The following is a 22,965-nucleotide window of genomic DNA, read 5'->3' as shown; positions in this document are numbered from 1 at the left end:
CGTGTCTGAAGCGCACTGTGCGCTTCAGACACGGAAGGTGCCCCGTCTGTCTGCGCCAGCCGCCTGTTCGAGGTAGTCACGCAACGTGTTCGAATGATCGCCTGGCGTGTAAATGGGGCGAGTGTATGCCCGTCGGCAAGGGCTCTGCAGGGGGTTGCCGAATATGACTTGGCGATGTTTCGGGCGGACTAAGCTCGCCCGGAGCGCGGCGAGTTGAAACGAGTTGCGACAGGTTCGCATGCTTGTTCCCAAATCTTTCGGTTGTTCGCTTTCGCGCCTCCGCTCTTTCCGTCATTCCCCTACACCCCCCTTCCCCAAGACGAGTGTTCAGAGGGCATACATGGTGAGTGTTCAATCGCCTCCCGGTGGCCGAGAAGTCCCTTACGCGCGCGCCCTGTTGCTGCCCGCCATGCTGATGGCCGCGGCGACCGGAGCGGCCGCCGCCGCGGTGCCGGAGCAGTCCCGGCCCGCCGTCGGCTGGTGCGGCGCCGTCGCGACCCTCCTGGTCATCCTGGTCGGCACAGAAGCCGTGCGGCGCGGCCGCACCATCCGGGGGCAGCGCGCGCAGTACGCACAGCGGCTCGCGTACCTCGAAGGGCGCATCGCCGCCCATGACGACGAGACGGTCTGCCTGGGGCGGGACATCCTGCCCGACGCGCTCTACCGGCTGCGGCAGGGCGAACCGCCCGACCAAGTGATCCGCAACGTCGTCGACAAGGACGAGCGGTACCGCGAGCTGTCCGGCTCCCAGCGCACACTGCTCCGCTATGTCCTTGAGGTCCTGGACGACGAGGAAGCGATGCGAGAGTCCTCGCAGCGCGCCTTCGTGAACGTCGCCCGGCGCGTCCAGTCGATTGTCCACCAACAGGCCGCGGAACTGCGCGAGATGGAAGAGTTCCACGGCCGCAACCCCGAGGTCTTCGACGACCTGCTGCGCATCGACCACGGCACCGCGCTGATCGGCCGTCTCGCCGACTCCATCGCGGTGCTCGGCGGCGGCCGCCCGGGCCGCCAGTGGCCCGAGCCCGTACCGCTGTACAGCGTGTTGCGCGGCGCGATGTCCCGGATCCTCGACTACCCGCGCGTGGAGCTGCACTCGATCGCCAAGGTCGCGATCAAGGGCACGTCCGTCGAACCGCTCATCCACGCCTGCGCCGAACTCCTCGACAACGCCACCCGGTACTCGCCCCCGCACACCAAGGTGCACGTCACCGCCGTCGAGGTGCAGACCGGCATCGCCATCGAGATCGAGGACGGCGGCGTCAGCCTCAGCGAGGAGGCCCGTGCCCGCGCCGAGCGCTTGCTGGCGCGGGCCCAGGCCGGCGTCGACCTCAACGACCTCGGTGACACCCCGCGGCTCGGCATGGCGGTCGTCGGCCGCCTCGCGCAGGTGTACAGCATGCAGATCTCCCTGCGGCAGTCCGCCTACGGAGGCGTCCGCGCGGTGCTCATCGTGCCGCGCGACATGATGACCACCGACCCCGCCCCCGGCCTCGCCCACGGCATCGGCGCCTCCGCCGTGCCCCGCGTGGACAGCGGCGGCCGGCTCATCGAGGAGCCCGTCCGCAACATCCGCCGCAAGAAGCCCCGCGTCGTCACCGCGGGCCCGCCGCTGCGCTCCCAGCGCTCCGGGGCCATGGAGGACGACGTCCCCGAGGTCACCGAGTGGACGGAGAACGGTCTGCCGCAGCGCCGCAGCCGCGTCACGATGTCGCTCAAGGAGCGGTACGCCCGGGAGATCGAGGCCCAGCGGATCGCCGAGGCCCACGCCGCCGCGACCGCACCGCCCCCTCCGGCGCCGAAGAAGGAAGGCACCGAACCGGGCCTGTGGGTCGAGGCGTTCATGAAGGGCGTCAAGGGCGAGACGCCGGACGGGCCCGACCCGTCGGCCCCGCAGGGAACCACCCAGAACAACCACGGCAACGCCGACGAGGGGGGCTGGAAGTGATCCAGCAGCGCGCCAATTTCGACTGGATGCTGAAAGAGCTCGCCGACGGGGTGCCGTACACCCGGCAGATCGTGGTGCTCTCCGCCGACGGCCTGCGCATCGCGCGCTACGGCGGCGACCCGGACGCCGCCGACCGCATCGCCGCGGCCTGCGCGGGACTGCAGAGCCTGGCCGCCGCCGTGGCCACGGAGATCCCGCACAGCGACGGCGGCATGAAGATGGTCATCATCGAGATCAACGGCGGCTATTTCTACCTGATGGCCGCCGGCGCCGGCGCCTATCTCGCGGTGCTCGCCGACGAGACCGTCGACGCGGGCCTCGTCGCCACCCGGATGCGCGACCTCGTCGTACGCATCGGGGCACATCTGACGAGCCCCCCACGGCGTGACGGGCAGGCCGTATGACTCCTCCGCAAGGCCCTTCGAACGAGGACGCCCCCGACCCGGACGCCGCTCCACAGCGCGAGCGCCGCAGACCGACCAACCCCGAGCGGCTTTACGTCCTGACGGGCGAGGACTCGGAGCGGGCGCCCCTCGACCTCGTCACGCTGATCGTGGCGCGGGGCGAGGCGTCCCCCACGGCACAGCCGGAGCACTCCGCGGTGCTGCGGCTGTGCGGGACCCCGATCTCCGTCGCCGAGCTCTCGGCCTATCTGGCGCTGCCGTTCAGCGTGGTGACCGTCGTCCTGACGGAGTTGCTGGCGGCCGAGCTCGTGCACGCGCGCGCCCCCATCGTCCGCTCCGCGATCCCCGACCGATCCCTTCTCGAAGCGGTGATGCATGGACTTCAAAAACTCTGACACGATCACCGGCCCCCGCAGCGAGGACGTCCTGCCGCACACGGCCGCGGCCGCCGTGAAGGTCGTCATCGTCGGCGGTTTCGGGGTCGGCAAGACGACGATGGTCGGCTCGGTCAGCGAGATCCGTCCGCTGACGACCGAGGAGACCATGACCGAGGCGGGCATCGGGGTCGACGACGACTACGGCTCGGAGTCCAAGACGGCCACCACCGTGGCCATGGACTTCGGCCGCATCAGCGTCTCCGACGAGCTGGTCCTGTATCTCTTCGGCACCCCCGGCCAGGAGCGTTTCTGGTTCCTGTGGAACGGGCTCTTCGAAGGCGCGCTCGGCGCGGTCGTGCTCATCGACACCCGCCGCCTCGAAGTCAGCTTCGACGTGATCGGGCGCCTGGAGGAGCGCGGCGTGCCGTTCGTCATCGCCGTCAACGACTTCCCGGACGCGCCCCACCACCCCACCGAGGCCCTGCGCAAGGCCCTCGACCTGGAGCCCGCAGTGCCGATCATGGCCTGCGACGCCCGCCTCAGGGAGTCCAGCCGGGACATCCTGATGACCCTGATGCGCTATCTCCACTCCCTGACCGTGGCCCGCGCCTGACCCGCCACCGACTTCTGCAACCCCGGAACCCTTCCGCGAACCCGGAGCGACGACCGTGACGACTCCCTCCCCCTCCTGGCCCGGCACCGACCAGCCCGCCGTGCCGCCCCCCGGCTGCCCCGCCCACGGCCTCGGCCCCGGCGGACTGCGCCGTCTCTACGGCCCCGAGGCGGACGCCGACCTGTCCGGCCTGTACGAGAAACTGCGCGCCGAGCACGGCCCGGTGGCGCCGGTACTGATCCACAACGACGTGCCGATCTGGGTGGTGCTCGGGCACAGCGAGAACCTCCACATGGTCCGCACGCCCTCGCAGTACACCCGGGACTCACGCATTTGGCGTGCCGTACAGGACGGCAGCGCCGGGACGGACCACCCGCTGGCGCCCGTCTTCAGCTGGCAGCCCATGTGCAGCTTCGTCGAGGGCGACGAGCACCAGCGGCTGCGCGGCGCGGTCACCGGCGCCATGTCCGGCATCGACCACCGCGGCGTCCGCCGCTTCATCAACCGCTATACGAACCAGCTGATCAACGACTTCTGCGAGGACGGCGAGGCCGAACTGGTCAGCCACTTCGCCGAGCATCTGCCGATGATGGTGATGTGCCACGTCCTCGGCATGCCCGAGGAGTACAACGAGCGGATGGTGCAGTCGGCCCGCGACATGATCAAGGGCACCGAGACCGCCATCGCCAGCAACGCGTACGTCATGGAAGTCCTGATGGCCCTCGTGCTGCGCCGCCGCGCCCAGCCCGACGAGGACTTCACCAGCAGCCTCATCGCGCACCCGGCGCGGCTCACCGACGACGAGGTCGCCGCGCATCTGCGGCTGGTGCTCATCGCCGCGTACGAGGCCACCGCCAACCTCATCGCGAACGTCCTGCGGATGGTGCTCACCGACCCCCGCTTCCGCGCCCAGCTCAGCGGCGGCCAGATGACGGTGCCCGAGGCGGTCGAGCAGTCCCTGTGGGACGAGCCGCCGTTCACCGCCATGATCGGCTACTTCGCCAAACAGGACACCGAGCTGGGCGGCCGGCGGATCCGCGCGGGCGACGGTCTGATCCTCGGCATCGCGCCGGGCAACGTCGACCCCGTCGTACGTCCCGACCTCGCCGCCCATATGCGGGGCAACCGCGCGCACCTCGCGTTCAGCGGCGGGCCCCACGAGTGCCCCGGGCAGGACATCGGCCGCGCCATCGCCGACACCGGCGTCGACGCGCTCCTGTTGCGGCTGCCGGACGTCGAACTGGACATCCCCGAGCGGGACCTGCGGTGGACCTCGTCGATCCTGTCGCGGCATCTGGTGGAGCTGCCGGTGCGGTTCGCGCCGAGGCCGCCGCAGGATGTCATGGCCCGGCCGTCGGCGCAGGCGCCGAGGCCGCGCGGGGAGTGGGAGGTCTCCACGCCGCCGCGCCGGCAGCAGGCACCGCGGCCGCAGGCCGTTTCGCAGGCGACAGCGCCGGTGCCCGCGCCCGTTCCCGCGCCCCCCGTCCCGGCCCAGGGGGCTTGGCGGCGGTTCGTCACCTGGTGGCGCGGCTACTGATCCCAGTCGTCGTACGCCGACCACGCGCCCAGCGTCCGCCCGCTGACGAAGCGGTGCCGGGCGCCCGTGACCGGGTCCGTGAACTCCAGGCGGCGTGCGAGGAGTTGCAGAGGCCGGCGGAAGTCGTCCGGCGGCACGGGATCGGTCACCACCGGGTAGACCGGGTCGCCGAGGATCGGCAGCCCCAACGCGTTCATATGGACACGCAGTTGATGGGTGCGGCCGGTGTGCGGGGTCAGGCGGTAGCGGCCGAGGCCGCCGCGGTGCTCGATGAGCTCGACGTGGCTCTCACTGTTCGGCGCGGCGCCCTCGACCTCGTACGCCGCGATGACCCCGCGCTCCTTCTCGATGTGGCTGCGTACGGTGCGAGGGAGCGGCAGGGCCGCATCGTACGGCGCGATCGCCTCGTACTCCTTGCGTACGAGGCGATCGCGGAACAGCGTCTGGTACGCGCCGCGTTCCTCGGGCCGCACGGTGAACAGGAGCAGCCCCGCGGTCAGCCGGTCCAGACGGTGCGCGGCGCCCAGCGTCGGCACGCCCAGCTCCTTGCGCAGCCGGGCGAGCGCGGTCTGGGTGACGTGGCTGCCGCGCGGCATGGTGGCGAGGAAGTGCGGCTTGTCCACGACGACGACGTGCTCGTCCCGGTATACGACATCGAGGGTGAACGGCACGGTGATCTCGGGCGGCAGCTCCCGGTGAAACCACACGAAGGCCCCCGGCGCGTAAGGCGTGTCCGTCGCCACGGGCACCCCGTCCGCACCGACGATCGCGCCATCACGCAGCATCGCGTCGATGATCCCGTCCCCGGCGGCGAGCCGCTCCACCAGATGGTCGCGCACGGTCGGCCACGCGCCGCCCGGCGGCAACTTGACCCGGACGGGGTCGACGCCGTCGCGCTGCGGCAGTGGGGCGGGCGGGATGCGGGGCTTGCGTCTCATCAGGGGGTTCAGGGTACGGGAGCGGTGCGGCCGCAGCCGCCGGGCCCCGGGAAAACCGGTGCCGCCGAGCGTCCCCCCGCTGACACGATGTGGCCATGCCTTTCAAGATCTCTGATGTGGTCGTGCGCGGGGCCCTTGCCCGGCAGGAGCAGCCGACGTTGGTCGTCTCCGGTGGTCTGGTCCTGCGGCCCTGGGCGGCCACCGACGCCGCCGCCGTGTACGAGGCGTTCCAGGACCCCGTGATCCAGCGCTGGCATGCCCGTGTGGCCGACTCCGAGAGTGAGGCCCTCGGGTGGATCGAGGGCTGGCGCAAGGCCTGGGCCGACGAACGCGACGCGTACTGGGCGATCGCCGACGCCGATACGGACGAGGTGGTCGGACGGATCGCCCTGCGGCTGATCGAGCTGGGCGACGGTCATGCCGAAGTCGCCTACTGGACCATGCCGTCGGCGCGCGGTCGCGGCGTCGCCCCCCGCGCCGTCGAATGCCTCACGCGGTGGGCCTTCGACGAAGTGGGCCTGCACCGCCTGGAGTTGACGCACGCGACGGCCAACGAGGCGTCCTGCCGCGTCGCCCTGAAGACCGGCTTCGCCGTGGAGGGCACCAAGCGCAGCGCCCTGCTGCACGCGGACGGCTGGCACGACATGCACCTGCACGCGCGGATAGCGGACGAGGCGTCGGGGCCGACCCCGGTGGAGGCGGCCGCCCGGTAGCGGTGGCCGCCCCGCGAGCGCAGCGCTACACGCTCTCCTGCTCCGCCTCCACCTGCGCGTTCCACTCCCGCTTCGACGCCTGCCAGCCGTCCTCGTTGTGGCCGAGGCGCCAGTAGCCCGAGATGGACAGGCGCTCGCGCGGTACCTCGCGCTCGACGCGCAGGTAGCGGCGCAGCTCCTTCACGAAGCCCGCCTCCCCGTGTACGAAGGCCTGCATGTCGCCCGCGGGGAACTCCAGGGAGCGCACGGCCTCGACCAGGGGCCGGCCCACCGGGCGGCCGGCGCGGTGGAGCCAGACGACCTCCGCGTCCGTGGCGATCTTCTGCTCCTCCTCGGGGCCCCCGACCTCCACGAAGACCCGGGCGACGGCGCCCGCGGGGAGCGCCTCGGCCGCGGCGGCGATCGCGGGCAGGGCGCTCTCGTCGCCGGCCAGCAGATGCCAGTCGGCGGCCGCGTCCGGGGCGTAGCCCCCGCCCGGGCCGAGGAAGCGGACCGTGGCGCCCGGCCTGGCGTCGCGCGCCCAGGGGCCGGCGAGGCCCTCGTCGCCGTGGATCACGAAGTCGAGGGCCAGTTCGCGGACCTCGGGGTCCCACCAGCGCACGGTGTAGGTCCGGGTGACGGGCCACTGCTCGCGCGGGAACTCCTCGCGGATGCGCTGTATGTCGAAGGGTTCCGGATACGTGACGCCCTCGGCGTCGAAGAGCAGCTTCACGTAGTGGTCGGTGCACTCGCCCGCCGTGAAGTCGGCGAGCCCCTCGCCGCCGAGCACCACGCGCTGCATGTGCGGGGTCAGCCGCTCCGTGCGCACGACCTGCGCGACGTGGGCCTTCGGCGCTTTGCGTGCCGGACGTTCTGCCATCGGCGACGGCCTCCCCTGATACTGAGTTTCAACTTAGGCTTACCTAAGCTAACACCTCAGGACTGGAGAGTGGCGAGCAGTCGCTGCAGCGAGCCGCCCAGGTTCCACCGCTCGGCCAGCTCGTCGAGCGCCACCGGGTCGCGCGGCTCCCGGGGCAGCGCCACGTCGACCTCGGGCAGCGGCACGTCTCCGGCGACCCGGACGACCTTCGGCGCGACCGCCACGTAAGCCCTGGCCTCGTCGAGCCGCTTGCGCTGCGACGGCGTGAGCTTCGACCTCGGGTCGTCGACCGCGGCCATGATCCCGGCCAGATCGCCGAAGGCGTCCAGGAGCTTGGCCGCCGTCTTCTCGCCGATGCCGGACACCCCGGGCAGGCCGTCGCTCGGGTCGCCGCGCAGCAGGGCCAGGTCGATGTAGCCCTGGCCGTCCACGCCGTACTTCTCGCGCAGCCAGGCCTCGTCGGTGATCTGGAGGCTGCCGACGCCCTTCAGGGGATAGAGGACGCGGATGCCGCGCGCGTCGTCGACCAGCTGGTAGAGGTCGCGGTCGCCGGTGACGATGTCCACCGGGCCCGTGGCGCGGGCCGCGTAGGTGCCGATCACGTCGTCGGCCTCGTACGCCGCCACTCCCACGCGTGCGATGCCGAGCGCGTCCAGGACCTCTTCGATCACCGGCACCTGCGGGGAGAGGGTGTCGGGGATCTCCTCGGCGTCCGGGCCCTGCGCGGCCTCCTCGGCGACGCGGTGCGCCTTGTAGGAGGGGATGAGCTCCACCCTCCAGTGCGGGCGCCAGTCCGCGTCCATGCACGCGACGAGCTCGTCCGGACGGTGGTCCTGGACGAGGCGGGCGATGAAGTCGAGCAGTCCGCGCACGGCGTTGACCGGGGTGCCGTCCGGGGCCTTCACGGAATCCGGGACTCCGAAGTAGGCCCGGAAGTAGAGGGAGGCCGTGTCGAGAAGCATGAGCCGTCGTGTTCGCTGAGTCACGGTGGGCATCATGCCGCACGGCACTGACAGTGACGCCGTACGGCCCGCGACGAATGTGAGCTGGGACACTCCTGGGTTTGGTCCGTACAAGTGGGGGCAGGCGCGCAGCCGGAGCGAGCCCCGTCGAGGATTCAACATTTCGATGGGTCAAGTGGGCAGAAACCACTTCGCTCCACGGCCCGCCGGCGGGGGAGGCGGGCCGTCTTGGTTCAACCCGAGAGGTGTATGTGTCCAGGCTGCAGGCCGAGCACTTGTACAAAGTGTTCGGCAGACGACCCGCTGACGCGGTGGAGCGACTCCGCCACGGAGCCGACCGGGAGGAGCTGCGCTCCGACGGCACCACCGCCGCCGTGATCGACGCCTCCTTCGAGGTCGAACCGGGCCAGATCTTCGTCGTCATGGGTCTCTCCGGATCCGGCAAGTCCACGTTGCTGCGCATGCTCAACGGGCTGTCGGAGCCGACGGCCGGTCACGTCCGCTTCGACGGTCAGGACCTCACCGAGCTGAGCGCGCGCGAGATGCGGGAGGTGCGCTCCAAGAAGATCAGCATGGTCTTCCAGCACTTCGCGCTCTTCCCGCACCGCAGCGTCATGGAGAACGCCGGTTACGGCCTTGAGGTGCAGGGCGTTCCGCGCGCCGAGCGCGAGAAGCGCGCCACCGAGGCGCTGGAGCTCGCCGGCCTGAAGGGCTGGGAGAAGTCCTGGCCCGACGAGCTGTCCGGCGGCATGCAGCAGCGCGTGGGCCTGGCCCGCGCGCTCGCCACCGACGCCGATCTGCTCCTCATGGACGAGTCGTTCAGCGCGCTCGACCCGCTGATCCGGCGCGATATGCAGGACCAGCTCCTCGAACTCCAGAAGCGGCTGAAGAAGACCATCGTCTTCATCACCCACGACCTGAACGAGGCCATGCGCCTGGGCGACCGGATCGCCGTCATGCGCGACGGCCGCATCGTCCAGATCGGCACCGCCGAGGACATCCTGGTCACCCCGGCCAACGACTACGTGGCGTCGTTCACGCAGGACGTCGACCGGGCCCGGGTGCTCACCGCGGGCGCCATCATGGCCGACCCGGAGACCGCCTTCGGCACGGAGACGGACGACGGCAAGGAGCTGATGACCGCCGAGGACGTGCTGGCCGCCGCGCCCGCGACCGTCCCGGCGGACGCCCCCATCATCGAGCTGTTCACTCCCTGCTCCACCAGTGGTGTGCCGGTCGCCGTGACCGACGGCGACGGTGAGCTGATCGGCGTCGTACCGCGGGCCCGGCTGCTCGCCGTGCTCGGCGAGCCGATGGACTCCGAGAAGGACGCGGAGCCGAAGGACGCGGAGCCGCAGGGCGCGGAGCCGCAGGGCGCGGCGGCCGTCCCCGCGCAGGACGACGGCGACAAGAACGTGAGCAAGGTGAGCAGCGGTGCCTAGGATTCCCTTCGGCGACTGGGTCAATGACTCGGTCGAATGGCTCAGAACCCATATGGACTGGCTGTTCGACTTCATCAAGACCGTCTTCCAGGAGATGTGGGACGGCGTCTACGACGTCCTCTCCGCGCCCGAGCCGCTGCTGATGGCGGGCATCCTCGCCGTCATCGCGTTCTGGCTGCGCGGTCTGCTCGGCGGTGTGCTCGCCTTCGCCGGATTCGCGTTCATCGTGTCCCTGGAGCTGTGGGACAACGCGATGATGACGCTGTCCCTGGTGCTCGTCTCGACCTTCGTGGCGCTGGTCATCGCCGTACCCTTCGGTATCTGGGCGGCCCGCTCCAAGACGGTCAGCGGCATCGTCCGGCCCGCGCTGGACTTCATGCAGACGCTGCCCGCGATGATCTACCTCATCCCGGCGCTGCTCTTCTTCCGGATGGGCGCCCCCGCGGGCATCGTCGCCACGATCGTCTTCGCGCTCGCCCCCGGTGTGCGCATGACGGAACTCGGCATCCGCCAGGTCGACAAGGAGCTGGTCGAGGCCGCCGACGCGTTCGGCACCACACCCCGCAACACCCTCTTCCGCGTCCAGCTGCCGCTCGCGCTGCCGACGATCATGGCCGGTGTCAACCAGGTCATCATGCTGGGCCTGTCCATGGCGGCCCTGACCGGCATGGTCGGCACCCCGGGTCTCGGCGCCGACGTCAACGCGGCCATCGGCCAGCTCGACGTGGGCCTCGGCGCGGAGGCGGGCGTCTCCATCGTGATCCTCGCCATCTATCTGGACCGCGTCACCAGCGGCCTGGGCGGCCAGGTCTCCCCGCTCGGCCGCCGCGCGCTCGCCAAGCTGCGGGCCGCGCAGGGCCTGAACATCTGGAACTACCGCCCCCGGCCCGTCGTCGCGATGGTCGGCGTCGTCGTCCTCGCGCTCGTCGCGGGCGGCATGGGCATCTTCGGCGGCACCAAGTCCGAGTCCGTGGCCGACTCCGAGAACGTCGGCCAGGGCAAGGAAGTCAAGATCGGCTACATCCCCTGGGACGAGGGCGTCGCCTCCACCTTCCTCTGGAAGGAGGTCCTTGAGCAGCGCGGCTTCAAGGTGACCACCAGCCAGCTGGAGGCCGGCCCGCTGTACACCTCCCTGGCGCAGGGCGACATCGACTTCCAGACCGACTCCTGGCTGCCGACGACCCACGCCTCGTACTGGAAGAAGTACGGCAAGGACCTGGAGGACATGGGCGCCTGGTTCGGCCCGACCTCGCTGGAGCTGAGCGTCCCCGCGTACATGAAGGACGTCGACTCCCTGGCGGACCTCAAGGGCAAGGGCGACACGTTCAAGGGCAGGATCACCGGCATTGAGTCGAGCGCCGGGATGATGGGGCTGCTCAAGGACAAGGTCCTCGGTGAGTACGGCCTCGACAAGGAGTACAAGGTCGTCGACGGCTCGACGCCCGCGATGCTCTCCGAGCTGAAGGCCGCGTACGCCAAGAAGGAGCCGATCGTCACCACGCTGTGGTCGCCGCACTGGGCGTACAGCGAATTCGACCTGAAGAAGCTCAAGGACCCGAAGGGTGCCTGGGGCAAGGGCGACGGCGTGCACACGCTGACGCGCAAGGGCTTCTCGAAGGAGAACCCCGAGGTCGGCAAGTGGCTCAAGAACTGCAAGATGAGCGAGAAGCAGCTCACCGATCTTGAGGCGGAGATCAACAAGGCCGGCAAGGGCAAGCAGCAGGACGCCGTGCGCACCTGGCTGAAGAAGAACCCCGGTGTGCTCGACAAGATGGCACCCCTTCCGAAGGACTCCGGCAGCGACGAGAACAAGCGTCCGCTGAAGGCCGCGTACTTCGCGTGGGACGAGAACATCGCCGTCACCAACCTGTGGAAGCGCGTCCTGGAGAAGCGCGGCTACAAGATGGAGCTGACGCCCGCCGACGTCGGCCCGGTCTACACCGGCCTCGCGCAGGGCGACCTCGACCTCAACCTCGACGCGTGGCTGCCCACGGCCCAGAAGACGTACTGGGACAAGAACAAGGCGAACCTGAAGGACCTGGGCTCCTGGTACAGCCCGACGTCCCTGGAGGTCGCCGTCCCGTCCTACGTCAAGGACGTGAAGTCGCTCGCGGACCTCAAGGGCAAGGGCGACAGGTTCAAGGGCAAGATCGTCGGCATCGAGCCGGGCACCGGCGTGATGCAGGCGCTCAAGGACAAGGTCCTGCCCGGCTACGGCCTGGAGGACGAGTACGAGATCGCCGCGGGCTCCACCCCGGCGATGCTCACCGAGCTGAAGGCCGCGTACGCCAAGAAGGAGCCCATCGCGGTGCTGCTCTGGTCGCCGCACTGGGCGTACAACGAGTACGACCTGACCAAGCTGAAGGACCCCAAGGGCGGCTTCGGCAAGGGCGACACGATCCGCACGCTCTCCAGCAAGGACTTCCCCAGCCAGTACCCGCAGCTCACGAAGTGGCTCAAGGACTTCAAGATGAGCGAGGAGCAGCTGGCCAGTCTGGAGAACGAGATCAACAAGGCGGGCAAGGGCAGTGAGCCCAAGGCCGTCGACGCCTGGCTGAAGAAGAACCCGGGCTTCGAGGAGAAGATGACGGCCGTGAAGTAAGCCGGAACCCTCCCCGAGGGGTGGGCCTCGCTCCTGGTGCGCCTCGCGCGCCTTGTGGCGAAGCCCACCCCTCTCGGCGTCCCGGAGGGCCGCCCCGGTGCCTAACCTCGACCGGGCCCCGCCTCTCCGACTTTCTGAACGTGAGCCCCCACCCGTGACCGCACGGCAGCCCAGAACGGCGCTCCTCACCGTCGCCGCCCTCCTCGCCCTGGCCGCCGCCCTGCTCCTCGCGCAGCTGGCCCGCGCGGACACCGCCCCCGCCTCCGCGGGCACCGCGCGCCTGGCCGCCCTCGCCGAGGACGTGACGGCCGCCGACGGCCACCGCTACGACGCGCGCGACCACACCGGCCGCACCATGGACGCCGCGCAGATCGAACAGGCCCAGGACGGCACCTACCTCGCCGTCTATCACACGCTCCTGGCCGACGGCCGCTTCCACGCGGCCGTCGCCACCTCCACCGATCTGCGCCACTGGCAGCGCCGCCACGACTTCGGGCCCGGCACCCACCAGGCCTCGCTCGCGCACGACGGCCGGGGCGGCTATGTCCTCGCGTACGAGAAGGACCCGCGCAACCACATCGCGGTCCGCGCCTACGAGGACCTGGCGGCGCTGCTCGACGGCCGCGCCGACCGGGCCTTCGACGCACCGCTCACCCTCTCCCGCTGCGCCGAGGGCACGCCCGGCGTCACCGCCGTGCGCGGCGCCACGATCCACCTCACCGGGCACTACCGCGCGGGCTGCGACACCGACCGCCAGCTGCGCGCCACGCTCACCGGCTTCCGGCACTGGCACGCCGAACCCGACCGGCGCCTCGACCGCGCCGTGCACGCCTGGGGCACCGGCGGCAACATCGGCGACCGGGCGCCCGTCGAACTCGACGGGCAGCGCGTGATCCTCATCGAGGGACAGGGGCGCCGCGCGGACTTCGGCAGCTGGGGCACCTACGCCTACGACCCCCTGAGCGGCCGCGCCGACAGCCTCGACGTCCGTACCCACGGCGGCAGCCACGCCTTCGCCAACCCCTCCGCGACCCTGCTGACCGATCCGCGGGGCCGGCCCGCCCTGCTCGTCAGTCTGTTCATCCCACGTGAGAATTCCGCTCCCGGGGAGTCCGGGCAGCTGCTGTACTGGCACAGGCTGTAGCAACGGGGCAGAACCATTTGGCGAACATGCGTAGGGTGCAGAGAACCCCTCAGGGTTGAGAGTGGACCGACGCGCTGAAGGGAGCCGAGGCGATGGACGAGCGCAAGGAGACCCTCCGGGTGGGCTCGGCCGTGCGGCGCCGCCGCCGGCAGCTGGAGCTCACCCTCGCCGTCGTCGCCGAGCGCAGCGGCCTGTCCGTGCCCTTCCTCAGCCAGATCGAGAACGAACGGGCCCGGCCGAGCCGGCGCTCCCTCCAGCGCGTCGCGGACGCCCTGTGCACCACCGACGTGGAGCTGCTCGCCGCCGCCGACCCCGCACGCACCGTCGAGGTGGTGCGGGTCGGCGACGACACGGACCTGGACACCTCGACGCCCGACGCGCGCGTGCGTCAGCTGGCGCGCGGCCACCATCAGCTCCAGGTCCTGGAATTCGTCGGGGACCACGACGAGGGCCGCGAATTCCGGCACCGCAACGACGAGTTGATGTACGTGATCGACGGCGGCGTCGAGTTGGAGGCGGAGGGCCGCGCCTACCGCCTCGGGCGCGGCGACAGCGTGTTCCTCACCGGCGGGGTGCGCCACCGCTGGCGGGCCACGGCGGCTGACACGCGGGTCCTGGTGGTCGCCGTGAGCGACCACATCGAGGCGGTCGACGACGGGGGGCGCTGACATGCCGCTCGCGCGGGGCCCGCTGCGGGTCGTCTCGCTGGTGCCCTCGCTGACCGAGGCGGTCGCCGTGAGCGTGCCGGGCGCGCTGGTCGGGGCCACGGACTGGTGCGCCCACCCGGCGGACCTCGACGTCACCCGGGTGGGCGGCACCAAGAACCCCGACGTGCCCCGCGTCCTGTCCCTCGCACCCGACCTGGTGATCGCCAACGAGGAGGAGAACCGCGCCCCCGACCTGGCGGCGCTGCGCGCGGCGGGCGTCGAGGTCCTGCTGACCGAGGTGCGGACGCTGGAGCAGGCGTTCCGGGAGCTGCGTCGGGTCCTCACGGCGTGCGGGGCCGGGCGGCCGCGCTGGCTGGAGGAGGCGGAGGCCGCGTGGTGGGACCCGCCGTGCCCGTCGGTCCGGCTGCGGGCGGCGATCCCCATCTGGCGCCGGCCGTGGATGGTCCTGGGCCGCGACACGTTCGCGGGGGACCTTCTCGCGCGCATGGGCGTGGACAACGCGTACGCCGGGCACGCCGAGCGCTATCCGCGCGTCCCCGTCGAGGAACTGCGCTCGGCCGATCTCGACCTGGTGGTCCTGCCCGACGAGCCGTACCGCTTCACGCGCGACGACGGCCCCGAGGCGTTCGCGACGCGTACGCCGGTCGCGCTGGTCAGCGGCCGCCACCTCACCTGGTACGGCCCTTCGCTGGCGGAGGCCCCCGCCGTGCTCAGCGCGGCGCTGCGAGCAGCCTGCCGGTGACGACGCCGCGCAGGGTGTGCCCCAGCGCCACGGCGCAGGCGGTCACGAGGGAGGCGAACAGGCCCACCGCGATCCAGTCGAACACCGCGAGCCCGGTGTGCTTGCCGAGCCCCTCCGCCCCTGTCACACAGGTGCCGAGCGGAAAGGTGAAGGCCCACCAGGTCATGGTGAACGCCATACCGCCACGCCGGGCCCGCAGCACCATGGCCACCGCGAGCGCCAGCCACAGCAGGGCGAAGCCCATCACGGGCACGCCGTAGAGCACGGCGAAGGCGTAAAAGCCCTGGTCGAGTGGGGCGGGGAGGATGCCGGGCGCGAAGTCCGCGAACTTGTTGGTGGCGGTCGTCGACTGCCCAAGCGGACCGAGCACCAGGAAGAGGGTGGGGGTGAGCGCCAGCGGCAGCGGGCCCGATCTCACAAGCCGGGCGAAGATCATCGGTAGCATCAGCAGGGTGGCGAACAGGCTCAGGCCGAACATCGCGAAGCACGCGTACAGCAGGGTCTGCTGCGGCTGGCCCGCGGGCAGACGCGGTATCAGCGAAGGACCGGCGGACGACGCCACCATCGGGGGGACCACGGACAGCAGCCACACGGGCGACGCCTGGTCGGCGGCGATGCGGTGCCGGACGACCATCAGGTACGGGATGGTGACGGCCGTGGCGAGCCCGATGGCCGCGCCGACGGTGAACAGCACGGCGTCGACGGCGACAGCGGGGCCGGTGCCGATCCAGTCCCCGCCCACGGCCAGGGTGGCGCCGCCGACCGACAGCAGGGCCATCGAAAGACACCCGTAGAACGGCGCCACGCTCGGGTCGAGAAGATGGGCGCGGGCCTGGTCGTGGTGGTGGACCCAGTGCGCGGCGCGGGCGGTGAGCAGTACGGCGAGCATCACCAGGGACAGCCCCCACACGACGGCGCAGGCAGTCTCGAGCCCCGCGAACGAGTAGGGGAGGGTGGCGCCCGCGTTGGCGATGATGGCGGTGCCCATGACGGTGGCGTACCAGTTCGGCCCGAGGTGACGGACCGCGGGAAGGCGGGGGCGGGGGCCTGCGGGGCGTGTGGGGGTGGGGCGGGCTGAGGGAGCCGGGTGGGCCGGGTGGGCAGCGGTGACCATGGGACGACCATCGTACGGGGGCGGGGCCACCGCCAGGGAGTACCCTTCTATGAGCACATAAGCTGGCTTTATGAGCCAGTCCCCTCCATCCACTCCCTCGCCCGCACCGGCGGAGGTGCCGGTGTCGCTCGCGCACCGTGTCCCCGACCTCGGAGCGCTTCAGCTGCTGCTCGCCGTGGCCCGGCTCGGCAGCCTCGGGCGGGCCGCGCGGGAGCTGGGCATCACGCAGCCCGCGGCGAGCAGCAGGGTCCGCGCCATGGAGCGGCAGCTCGGTGTGGCGCTCGTCGACCGGTCGCCGCGCGGCTCGCGCCTCACGGGCGCGGGGGCGCTCGTCACCGACTGGGCGGGGCGGATCGTGGAGGCGGCGGAGGCCTTCGACGCGGGGGCGCAGGCGCTGCGCGACCGGCGGGACTCGCGGCTGCGGGTCGCGGCGAGCATGACGATCGCCGAGTATCTGCTGCCGGGCTGGCTGATCGCCCTGCGGACCCAGCGGCCCGACACGGCGGTCTCGCTCCTCGCGGGCAACTCCGCGGCCGTGGCGTCCAGGCTGCTCGCCGGTGAGGCGGACCTCGGCTTCGTCGAGGGGCTCACCGTGCCGGCCGACCTCGACGACGTGGTCATCGCGCACGACCGCCTGATCGTCGTCACGGCCCCCGGGCACCCCTGGGCGCGCCGCGGCAGACCGCTGGCCGCCGAGGAGCTGGCGGCGACGCCGCTGATCCTGCGCGAAGAGGGCTCGGGCACCCGCCAGGTCCTCGACGCGGCCCTCGGCGGCCTGGCCCGCCCGCTGATCGAACTGTCCTCCACGACGGCGGTCAAGGCCGCGGCGGTCAGCGGCGCGGGCCCCTCGGTCCTCAGCGAACTGGCGGTGGGCGAGGAACTCGCGGCCCGCCGCCTGGTGGAGATCCCCCTGAAGGACGTCCGCCTGCACCGAGAACTGCGTGCCGTCTGGCCGACGGGGCACAGGCCGGCGGGGCCGGGGAGGGATCTGCTGGCGCTGACTCGGGGTGGGGCGGGGATGCGGGGCGCTTGAGTGGGTGCTCCCACTCCGCCGCTAAGGTGACGGCTCGGCTGCCTGACCTTCAGCCTCCAGCACGGAGGAGCATGCGATGCACCACACTGCCCGGCACGTCAGACGTCTGGCCGCACGCGCGACCGTGTCCAGCCGCCTGTCCTCGATGAGCGACCATCGGCTCGGTGACGTCGCGGCGGCCGCCCATCCGCTCGGGTCCGGCATCGGCGGCAGATCGGCCGAACTGGACGTCGACGGAACACGGGTCTTTGTCAAGAGGGTCCCTCTGACGGACATCGAATCACGGCCGGAGAACGCACGGTCCACGGCGAATCTCTTCGGGCTGCCGATGTTCTACCAATACGGTGTCGGGTCCGCCGGTTTCGGGGCCTGGCGTGAACTCGCCGTGCACGTCATGACCACCGACTGGGTCCTCCGAGACGAGTACGCGGGATTTCCGCTGATGTACCACTGGCGGGTCCTGCCCGACTCCCCTCCGGAGGGCTTCGTCGACGAGTTCGGGGGCATCGACGGGGCGGTCTCGTACTGGGAGGGGAATGCGGCCGTGCGCGGGCGGCTGGAGGCCATCGGCCGGTCCTCGTACAGCTTGGTCCTCTTCCTGGAACATCTGCCGGGGACCCTCGCCGAGTGGCTGGGCGGGCGTCGCGACGCTCCTGCTTCGCAGACGGACGGTGAAGGCTTGTCGTACGCATGGGTGGACGACTCCCTGGGCCGAGGGGCGGCTTTCATGAGTTCTCGCGGACTTGTCCACTTCGACGCGCACTTCGCCAACATCCTGACCGACGGCGACCTGCTCTGCTTCGCGGACTTCGGTCTTGCCCTGAGCACCGACTTCGAGCTCTCCGCGGACGAGACCGCATTCCTCGCGGACCATCTCGCGTACGACCGCTGCTACATCGGGAGCCATCTGCTCCACCGTCACCTGCTGGAAGGCCGGTGCGGCGAGAGGAAACACCGGGCGGTCCTGAGCGAGTGGGCCGAAGGCCGGAGAGCCGATGACGTGTCGGCCGAAACGGCCGCGATCATCGACCGGCATGCCGGGACCGCGCTGGTCCTGGACGAATTCCACCGCCGCCTGCTGACGGAGAGCAAGCGGACACCGTTCCCGACGGCGCAGCTCGCACGCGCCCTCGCCGAGCCGACCACGCGTGCAAACAGGCCGAGCCGAAGGTAATCTCCGGCCAGGTCATGCCGCGTCCCCGCGCCATCTGAACGGGGCGCCTGCGGCGGCGGTGCCCGGCCGTGCTCGTCAGGCCGAGGTCGCCGTGGGCGACACCCTCGCCCACGGCGAACTTCACGCCGACAACATACTGCTCCCGGAAGCCGTGTTCACCGGCCCGTCCCGACCCGGACCGGCTCAGGAAGCGGCTCGGACCAGAGCCGTCATGACCCGCGTGTCCTCGCCCATCTCCGGGTGCCACTGGACGCCCAGCACCCAGGCGGGCGCCGGGAGTTCGATGGCCTCGACGGTGCCGTCCGCCGCGTGGGCCGAAGGTGCCAGGCCCTTGCCCAGGCGGTCCACGGCCTGGTGGTGGTAGGTCGGCACGTCCGTGGACGCGTCCGGCGCGATCGACTCGTAGAGCGTGCCCGGTACCGGCTTCACCGCGTGCGTGCCGAAGACGCCCACCTGCTCCGCGTGCCCCTCCATGTGCTGGACCAGCGTCCCGCCGAGCGCCACGTTCAGGAGCTGCATGCCCCGGCAGATGCCGAGCAGCGGCGTCCCGGTCGCCAACGCGGCCTCGATCAGGGCGAGTTCCCAGGCGTCCCGCTCCCGCGCGGGCGGCCCCGTGCGCTCCTCGCGCTCCGCGCCGTACCGCACGGGCTCGACATCCGGGCCGCCCGCGACGACCACGCCGTCAAGACGGGCGACGACGGAACGCGCGTACGAAGGATCATCCGGCGGAAGCATCGCGGCGATGCCGCCCGCCCGCTGCACCAGGCGCGGATACCCGGCGGGCAGCAGGGCCGCGGGCAGCTCCCACACGCCCCATGCCACCTTGGACTCCAGATAGGTGCTGACCCCGATCAGCGGCCTGCCGTTCACCGCGTTCTCCCTCACCGCTCTCCCCTCAGTGTGCTCATCAGTCGCGTGCCAACTCCGCCTCGGCCGCCGCGAGCGCCGCGAACTCCTCCTCCGGCGCACGTGCCACGAGGTGCTTGCGGCTGTACATCCCGAAGTAGGCGATAGCGACCACGTACACCGCGAGCGCGATGAGCGCCGCCGTCACGTCCACCAGGAAGGTCGCCACCAGCGCCGCGCAGGCGAGGACCAGCGCGACCGACGAGGTCAGGACGCCGCCGGGCGTGCGGTAGGGACGCTCCAGGCCGGGCTCGCGGCGGCGCAGCACGATGTGCGAGAGCGACATCAGCGCGTACGAGATGGTGGCGCCGAACACCGCGACGTTCAGCATGCGCGCGCCGTCCCCGGTCGCCGCGGCGAGCCCGAAGCCGATCGCCCCGGGGACGAGCAGCCCCAGGTAGGGGGCCTTGCGGCTGCTGGTGAGCGAGAGGAAGCGGGGGAGGTACCCGGCGCGCGAGAGCGCGAAGAGCTGGCGTGAGCCCGCGTAGATGAGGGAGAAGAAGGACGCGACCAGGCCGGCGAGCCCGGCGTAGTTGATGACGCGGCTCAGGCCCGTCGCCTTGCCGTCCGGCTGCAACGCCTCGACCAGGGGATTGCCGGACGACTGGATCGCCGCCGAGCCGCGCGCGCCCGCCGAGGCGAAGAAGGTCAGCAGCGCCAGGACGACCAGGACGCAGAGCGACCAGCGGATGGCGCGCGGCAGCGTACGCGCCGGGTCCTTCGTCTCCTCGGCCGCCAGCGGCACGCCCTCCACGCCCAGGAAGAACCACATGCCGAAGGGGAACGCCGCCCAGATGCCCAACAGGCCCAGCGGGAGCCATGAGTTGGAGCCGAACGCTTCCGCGTCGACGGGGATGTCGTTCAGCTTCGACGCGTCGAACTCCATGAACGCGGCGACCGCGAAGACCAGCAGCGCCGCCACCGCGATGCCGGTCACGACGAAGCTGAAGCGCAGCGCCTCGCCGACGCCCCACAGGTGGATGCCGATGAAGACGATGAAGCAGGCCAGATAGACCGGCCGGCCAGAGGTCAGGCCGAAGAGGCCGAGCGACTCGACGTAGTCACCGATGAAGATGGAGATCGCGGCGGGCGCCAGGATGTACTCGATGAGGATGGCCGTGCCGGTCAGGAAGCCGCCCCAGGGTCCGAGCGCCCGGCGCGCGAAGCCGTAGCCGCCGCCCGCCGTCGGCAGCACGGACGACAGTTCGGCCAGCGAGAAGACCATGCACGCGTACATCACGCCCATGAGTGCCATCGCGATGCCGAGGCCGCCGAAGCCGCCTTCGGCGAGACCCGAGTTCCAGCCGGAGAAGTCGCCGGAGACGACATAGGCGACGCCGAGCCCGGTGAGCAGCACCCAGCCGGCGTTGCCCCGGCGGAGCGTCCTGCGCTCCAGATACTCGTCCGTACAGTCGTCCGCCGGTTCGGCGGGGCTCGTCCTGGTGGACTCCACGGTCATGGCACGGCTCCTATGCGGCGGCGACGCTCTGGCTCGGCGGCTGGGCGACTCAATGGAACGGATCCATACCTTTGCTGTGCCGGGGGTGAGAAATCAAGACCCGTGCGTTACACCGCGGTTAATCACGCCTCACGTGAGAAAGCCCCGCAGCAACGCCGCCGTCCCCGCGCAGTGCTCCCGCATCATCTCCCGCGCCCCGTCCGCGTCCCCGTCGAGCACCGCCTCGACCAGCGCGGTGTGCTGGCGCTGCGAATGCTCCAGGTTCCGCACCAGCAGCGGGATGCAGTCGAGGAGATCGTTCACGGTCGCGCGCACCGCCGCGTACTGCGCGGTGAGCGTCGGCGAGCCGCACAGCTCGGCCAGCGTGAGGTGCAGCAGCGTGTCCAGGCGGCGGTACTCCGACAGGGGCGCGTCATGGGTCTGCGCGAGCGCCGTGCGCAGCCGGTCCGCCTGCTCGTCGGTGAGTCCGTGCGCCGCGCAGAGCCCCGCCGCGCCGACCTCCAGGACCTCGCGGAAGCGCAGCGCGTCCTCGACATCGACGTCCGCGACCCGGCGGCGCAGCTCGTCCTCGCCCGGCGCCTCGGGGCGCGGCCGTACGAAGGTGCCGCCGTACCGCCCGCGCCGCGACTCGACCAGGCCCTGGTCCTGGAGCACCTTCAGGACCTCCCGCAGCGTGACCCGGCTGATGCCGAGCCGGTCGGCCAACTCCCGCTCCGACGGCAGGCGTTCGCCGCCCGGCACCAGGCCGAGGCGGACGACCTGGAGGATCTGCTCCAGGGCCTCCTCGAAGCCGTTGCCGGCCCGCACCGGGCGCAGCACCGGAGTCAGCTGGTCGTCGTCCTGCGCCGCGGGCGATCCGCCCTCTTCCGTGTGCGACATGCCCGTACCCCCTTCCCAAGCAAAGGTTCTCCGCAATACCTTATGGCTCCCGGCTGACCCAAGGAGGCTTTTCCCGTGGCAGACCGCACACCCCCGCTCGCCGTCGAGGAGCTGAAGGCCCTCGTCGCGAGCGGCGAGATCGACACTGTCGTCCTGGCCTTCCCCGATATGCAAGGGCGGCTCCAGGGCAAGCGGTTCGCCGCCCGCTTCTTCCTCGACGAGGTCCTCGAACACGGCACGGAGGGCTGCAACTACCTCCTCGCCGTCGACCCGGAGATGAACACCGTCGACGGATACGCGATGTCCTCCTGGGACCGCGGCTACGGCGACTTCGCCATGCACGCCGACCTCGCCACCCTGCGCCGCGTCCCCTGGAACGAGGGCACCGCGATGCTGATCGCGGACCTCGCCTGGAGCGACGGCTCGCCCGTGGCCGCCGCCCCCCGGCAGATCCTGCGCCGCCAGCTGGAGCGCCTCGCCGAGCTGGGCTACACCGCCCACGTCGGCACCGAGCTCGAATTCATCGTCTTCAAGGACACCTACGAGCAGGCGTGGGACGCCGGGTACAAGAACCTCACCCCGGCCAACCAGTACAACATCGACTACTCGGTCCTCGGCACCGGCCGCGTAGAGCCGCTCCTGCGCCGCATCCGCAATGACATGGCGGCCGCCGGGCTCGTCGTGGAGTCGGCCAAGGGCGAGTGCAACCCGGGCCAGCACGAGATCGTGTTCCGCTACGACGAGGCCCTCGTCACCTGCGACCAGCACGCCGTCTACAAGACGGGCGCCAAGGAGATCGCGGCCCAAGAAGGCGTCTCGCTCACCTTCATGGCCAAGTTCAACGAGCGCGAGGGCAACTCCTGCCACATCCACCTCTCGCTCCAGGACGCCGACGGCGACAACGTCATGGCCGGTTCCCCGGACGACCCCGGCGGCATGTCGCCCCTCATGCGGCACTTCCTCGCCGGCCAGCTCGCCGCGCTGCGCGACTTCTCCCTGCTCTACGCGCCCCACATCAACTCGTACAAGCGGTTCGTGCCCGGCTCCTTCGCGCCGACCGCCGCCGCGTGGGGCTACGACAACCGCACCTGCGCGCTGCGCGTCGTCGGCCACGGCCGCTCGCTGCGCTTCGAGAACCGCCTGCCCGGCGGCGACGTGAACCCGCACCTCGCCGTCGCGGGGCTGGTCGCCGCGGGCCTGTACGGCGTGGAGCAGAAGCTCGAACTGCCGGACGAGTGCACCGGAAACGCCTACACCGGCGAGTACGCACACGTCCCCACCACCCTGCGCGAGGCCGCCGAGCTGTGGGAGAACAGCCCCATCGCCAAGGCCGCCTTCGGCGACGAGGTGGTCGCGCACTACCGCAACATGGCGCGGGTCGAACTGGACGCCTTCGACTCCGCGGTGACCGACTGGGAGCTACGCCGCTCCTTCGAACGCATGTGAGGCAG

21 protein-coding genes are annotated in these 22,965 nt (G+C 71.1%); 14 read left to right on the top strand and 7 right to left on the bottom strand.

The window, feature by feature from the left end:
- The first annotated feature begins 340 nt into the window (after window positions 1-340).
- Genes ACWDZ7_RS17370 through ACWDZ7_RS17350 form a run of 5 tightly spaced genes read left to right on the top strand, consistent with a single transcriptional unit; the run spans window position 341 to window position 4,879 of the window.
- Window positions 341-1,948, top strand: coding sequence for an ATP-binding protein (locus ACWDZ7_RS17370; protein ID WP_451797782.1), 1,608 nt, complete (start codon window positions 341-343; stop codon window positions 1,946-1,948).
- The gene (locus ACWDZ7_RS17365; protein WP_451519385.1) at window positions 1,945-2,352 is read left to right on the top strand and encodes a roadblock/LC7 domain-containing protein; all 408 of its coding nucleotides are present in this window, start codon (window positions 1,945-1,947) and stop codon (window positions 2,350-2,352) included. The genes ACWDZ7_RS17370 and ACWDZ7_RS17365 overlap by 4 nt, the downstream gene beginning before the upstream one ends.
- Window positions 2,349-2,747 carry a DUF742 domain-containing protein gene (locus ACWDZ7_RS17360; RefSeq protein WP_451797780.1) on the top strand — a complete coding sequence of 133 codons (399 nt, stop codon included), beginning with the start codon at window positions 2,349-2,351 and terminating at the stop codon, window positions 2,745-2,747. The genes ACWDZ7_RS17365 and ACWDZ7_RS17360 overlap by 4 nt, the downstream gene beginning before the upstream one ends.
- A complete protein-coding gene (locus ACWDZ7_RS17355; RefSeq protein WP_451797779.1) occupies window positions 2,728-3,342 on the top strand; it encodes a GTP-binding protein in 615 nt (204 codons plus the stop codon). The genes ACWDZ7_RS17360 and ACWDZ7_RS17355 overlap by 20 nt, the downstream gene beginning before the upstream one ends.
- A 55-nt stretch (window positions 3,343-3,397) precedes the next feature.
- Window positions 3,398-4,879, top strand: coding sequence for a cytochrome P450 (locus tag ACWDZ7_RS17350; protein ID WP_451797778.1), 1,482 nt, complete (start codon window positions 3,398-3,400; stop codon window positions 4,877-4,879).
- Here the strand turns inward: ACWDZ7_RS17350 and ACWDZ7_RS17345 are convergent.
- Window positions 4,873-5,817: an RluA family pseudouridine synthase gene (locus ACWDZ7_RS17345; protein ID WP_451797777.1), complete on the bottom strand. Its 945-nt coding sequence runs from the start codon at window positions 5,815-5,817 to the stop codon at window positions 4,873-4,875. The two genes, ACWDZ7_RS17350 and ACWDZ7_RS17345, sit on opposite strands and share 7 nt — an antisense overlap.
- Window positions 5,818-5,912: 95 nt before the next feature.
- Between ACWDZ7_RS17345 and ACWDZ7_RS17340 the strand changes: the two genes are divergently transcribed.
- Window positions 5,913-6,530: a GNAT family N-acetyltransferase gene (locus ACWDZ7_RS17340; protein WP_451797775.1), complete on the top strand. Its 618-nt coding sequence runs from the start codon at window positions 5,913-5,915 to the stop codon at window positions 6,528-6,530.
- Between the two features lie 25 nt (window positions 6,531-6,555).
- Here ACWDZ7_RS17340 and ACWDZ7_RS17335 read toward each other — a convergent pair whose 3' ends face one another.
- Complete coding sequence (locus tag ACWDZ7_RS17335; RefSeq protein WP_451797773.1) at window positions 6,556-7,389, bottom strand: siderophore-interacting protein; 834 nt, start codon at window positions 7,387-7,389, stop codon at window positions 6,556-6,558.
- A gap of 56 nt (window positions 7,390-7,445) precedes the next feature.
- Window positions 7,446-8,384: a 5'-3' exonuclease gene (locus ACWDZ7_RS17330; protein ID WP_451797772.1), complete on the bottom strand. Its 939-nt coding sequence runs from the start codon at window positions 8,382-8,384 to the stop codon at window positions 7,446-7,448.
- Between the two features lie 218 nt (window positions 8,385-8,602).
- Between ACWDZ7_RS17330 and ACWDZ7_RS17325 the strand changes: the two genes are divergently transcribed.
- The 5 genes from ACWDZ7_RS17325 (at window position 8,603) to ACWDZ7_RS17305 (ending at window position 14,949) form a co-directional block, all read left to right on the top strand.
- Window positions 8,603-9,793 (top strand): quaternary amine ABC transporter ATP-binding protein, encoded by a 1,191-nt coding sequence (locus ACWDZ7_RS17325; RefSeq protein ID WP_451797771.1) that lies wholly within the window; start codon window positions 8,603-8,605, stop codon window positions 9,791-9,793.
- Window positions 9,786-12,395, top strand: a complete 2,610-nt coding sequence (locus tag ACWDZ7_RS17320; protein ID WP_451797769.1) for an ABC transporter permease/substrate binding protein — start codon at window positions 9,786-9,788, stop codon at window positions 12,393-12,395. Before ACWDZ7_RS17325 ends, ACWDZ7_RS17320 begins: the two co-directional genes overlap by 8 nt.
- Window positions 12,396-12,549: 154 nt before the next feature.
- Window positions 12,550-13,539 (top strand): hypothetical protein, encoded by a 990-nt coding sequence (locus ACWDZ7_RS17315; RefSeq protein WP_451797767.1) that lies wholly within the window; start codon window positions 12,550-12,552, stop codon window positions 13,537-13,539.
- Between the two features lie 92 nt (window positions 13,540-13,631).
- Window positions 13,632-14,207: a helix-turn-helix domain-containing protein gene (locus tag ACWDZ7_RS17310; protein WP_451797766.1), complete on the top strand. Its 576-nt coding sequence runs from the start codon at window positions 13,632-13,634 to the stop codon at window positions 14,205-14,207.
- Between the two features lies 1 nt (window position 14,208).
- Window positions 14,209-14,949, top strand: coding sequence for a helical backbone metal receptor (locus ACWDZ7_RS17305; protein WP_451797765.1), 741 nt, complete (start codon window positions 14,209-14,211; stop codon window positions 14,947-14,949).
- Here the strand turns inward: ACWDZ7_RS17305 and ACWDZ7_RS17300 are convergent.
- Window positions 14,918-16,063: a TDT family transporter gene (locus ACWDZ7_RS17300; RefSeq protein ID WP_451797763.1), complete on the bottom strand. Its 1,146-nt coding sequence runs from the start codon at window positions 16,061-16,063 to the stop codon at window positions 14,918-14,920. The genes ACWDZ7_RS17305 and ACWDZ7_RS17300 overlap by 32 nt on opposite strands.
- A gap of 70 nt (window positions 16,064-16,133) precedes the next feature.
- Between ACWDZ7_RS17300 and ACWDZ7_RS17295 the strand changes: the two genes are divergently transcribed.
- Both ACWDZ7_RS17295 and ACWDZ7_RS17290 read left to right on the top strand, forming a co-directional pair.
- Window positions 16,134-17,096, top strand: a complete 963-nt coding sequence (locus ACWDZ7_RS17295; protein WP_451797762.1) for a LysR family transcriptional regulator — start codon at window positions 16,134-16,136, stop codon at window positions 17,094-17,096.
- A 76-nt stretch (window positions 17,097-17,172) separates the two neighbouring features.
- On the top strand, window positions 17,173-18,270 hold the full coding sequence (locus tag ACWDZ7_RS17290; protein ID WP_451797760.1) for a protein kinase family protein: 1,098 nt from the start codon (window positions 17,173-17,175) through the stop codon (window positions 18,268-18,270).
- Between the two features lie 183 nt (window positions 18,271-18,453).
- On the opposite strand, the gene ACWDZ7_RS17285 is transcribed toward ACWDZ7_RS17290, so the two are convergent.
- The 3 genes from ACWDZ7_RS17285 to ACWDZ7_RS17275 form a co-directional block, all read right to left on the bottom strand.
- Window positions 18,454-19,155, bottom strand: coding sequence for a gamma-glutamyl-gamma-aminobutyrate hydrolase family protein (locus tag ACWDZ7_RS17285; protein WP_451797759.1), 702 nt, complete (start codon window positions 19,153-19,155; stop codon window positions 18,454-18,456).
- 22 nt (window positions 19,156-19,177) lie between these two features.
- Window positions 19,178-20,635, bottom strand: coding sequence for an ethanolamine permease (gene eat / locus ACWDZ7_RS17280; RefSeq protein ID WP_451797757.1), 1,458 nt, complete (start codon window positions 20,633-20,635; stop codon window positions 19,178-19,180).
- Window positions 20,636-20,764: 129 nt separating this feature from the next.
- The gene (locus tag ACWDZ7_RS17275; RefSeq protein WP_451797755.1) at window positions 20,765-21,514 is read right to left on the bottom strand and encodes a FadR/GntR family transcriptional regulator; all 750 of its coding nucleotides are present in this window, start codon (window positions 21,512-21,514) and stop codon (window positions 20,765-20,767) included.
- 75 nt (window positions 21,515-21,589) lie between these two features.
- Between ACWDZ7_RS17275 and ACWDZ7_RS17270 the strand changes: the two genes are divergently transcribed.
- Window positions 21,590-22,960, top strand: coding sequence for a glutamine synthetase family protein (locus ACWDZ7_RS17270; RefSeq protein WP_451797753.1), 1,371 nt, complete (start codon window positions 21,590-21,592; stop codon window positions 22,958-22,960).
- Window positions 22,961-22,965: the final 5 nt, after the last annotated feature.

It is taken from the genome of Streptomyces sp. NPDC003032 (genome assembly GCF_053591415.1).
The sequence above is the reverse complement of the archived record's forward strand: the minus strand, read 5'-3'. Positions and strand labels throughout refer to the sequence as shown.

Bases quoted from the DNA above. Each gene is read 5' to 3' on its own strand.
- ACWDZ7_RS17370 (WP_451797782.1), top strand. From the start codon at position 341: ATGGTGAGTGTTCAATCGCCTCCCGGTGGCCGAGAAGTCCCTTACGCG.
- ACWDZ7_RS17360 (WP_451797780.1), top strand. From the start codon at position 2,349: ATGACTCCTCCGCAAGGCCCTTCGAACGAGGACGCCCCCGACCCGGAC.
- ACWDZ7_RS17355 (WP_451797779.1), top strand. From the start codon at position 2,728: ATGGACTTCAAAAACTCTGACACGATCACCGGCCCCCGCAGCGAGGAC.
- ACWDZ7_RS17345 (WP_451797777.1), bottom strand. From the start codon at position 5,817: ATGAGACGCAAGCCCCGCATCCCGCCCGCCCCACTGCCGCAGCGCGAC.
- ACWDZ7_RS17340 (WP_451797775.1), top strand. From the start codon at position 5,913: ATGCCTTTCAAGATCTCTGATGTGGTCGTGCGCGGGGCCCTTGCCCGG.
- ACWDZ7_RS17335 (WP_451797773.1), bottom strand. From the start codon at position 7,389: ATGGCAGAACGTCCGGCACGCAAAGCGCCGAAGGCCCACGTCGCGCAG.
- ACWDZ7_RS17330 (WP_451797772.1), bottom strand. From the start codon at position 8,384: ATGCCCACCGTGACTCAGCGAACACGACGGCTCATGCTTCTCGACACG.
- ACWDZ7_RS17310 (WP_451797766.1), top strand. From the start codon at position 13,632: ATGGACGAGCGCAAGGAGACCCTCCGGGTGGGCTCGGCCGTGCGGCGC.
- ACWDZ7_RS17305 (WP_451797765.1), top strand. From the start codon at position 14,209: ATGCCGCTCGCGCGGGGCCCGCTGCGGGTCGTCTCGCTGGTGCCCTCG.
- ACWDZ7_RS17300 (WP_451797763.1), bottom strand. From the start codon at position 16,063: ATGGTCACCGCTGCCCACCCGGCCCACCCGGCTCCCTCAGCCCGCCCC.
- ACWDZ7_RS17295 (WP_451797762.1), top strand. From the start codon at position 16,134: ATGAGCCAGTCCCCTCCATCCACTCCCTCGCCCGCACCGGCGGAGGTG.
- ACWDZ7_RS17290 (WP_451797760.1), top strand. From the start codon at position 17,173: ATGCACCACACTGCCCGGCACGTCAGACGTCTGGCCGCACGCGCGACC.
- eat (WP_451797757.1), bottom strand. From the start codon at position 20,635: ATGACCGTGGAGTCCACCAGGACGAGCCCCGCCGAACCGGCGGACGAC.
- ACWDZ7_RS17275 (WP_451797755.1), bottom strand. From the start codon at position 21,514: ATGTCGCACACGGAAGAGGGCGGATCGCCCGCGGCGCAGGACGACGAC.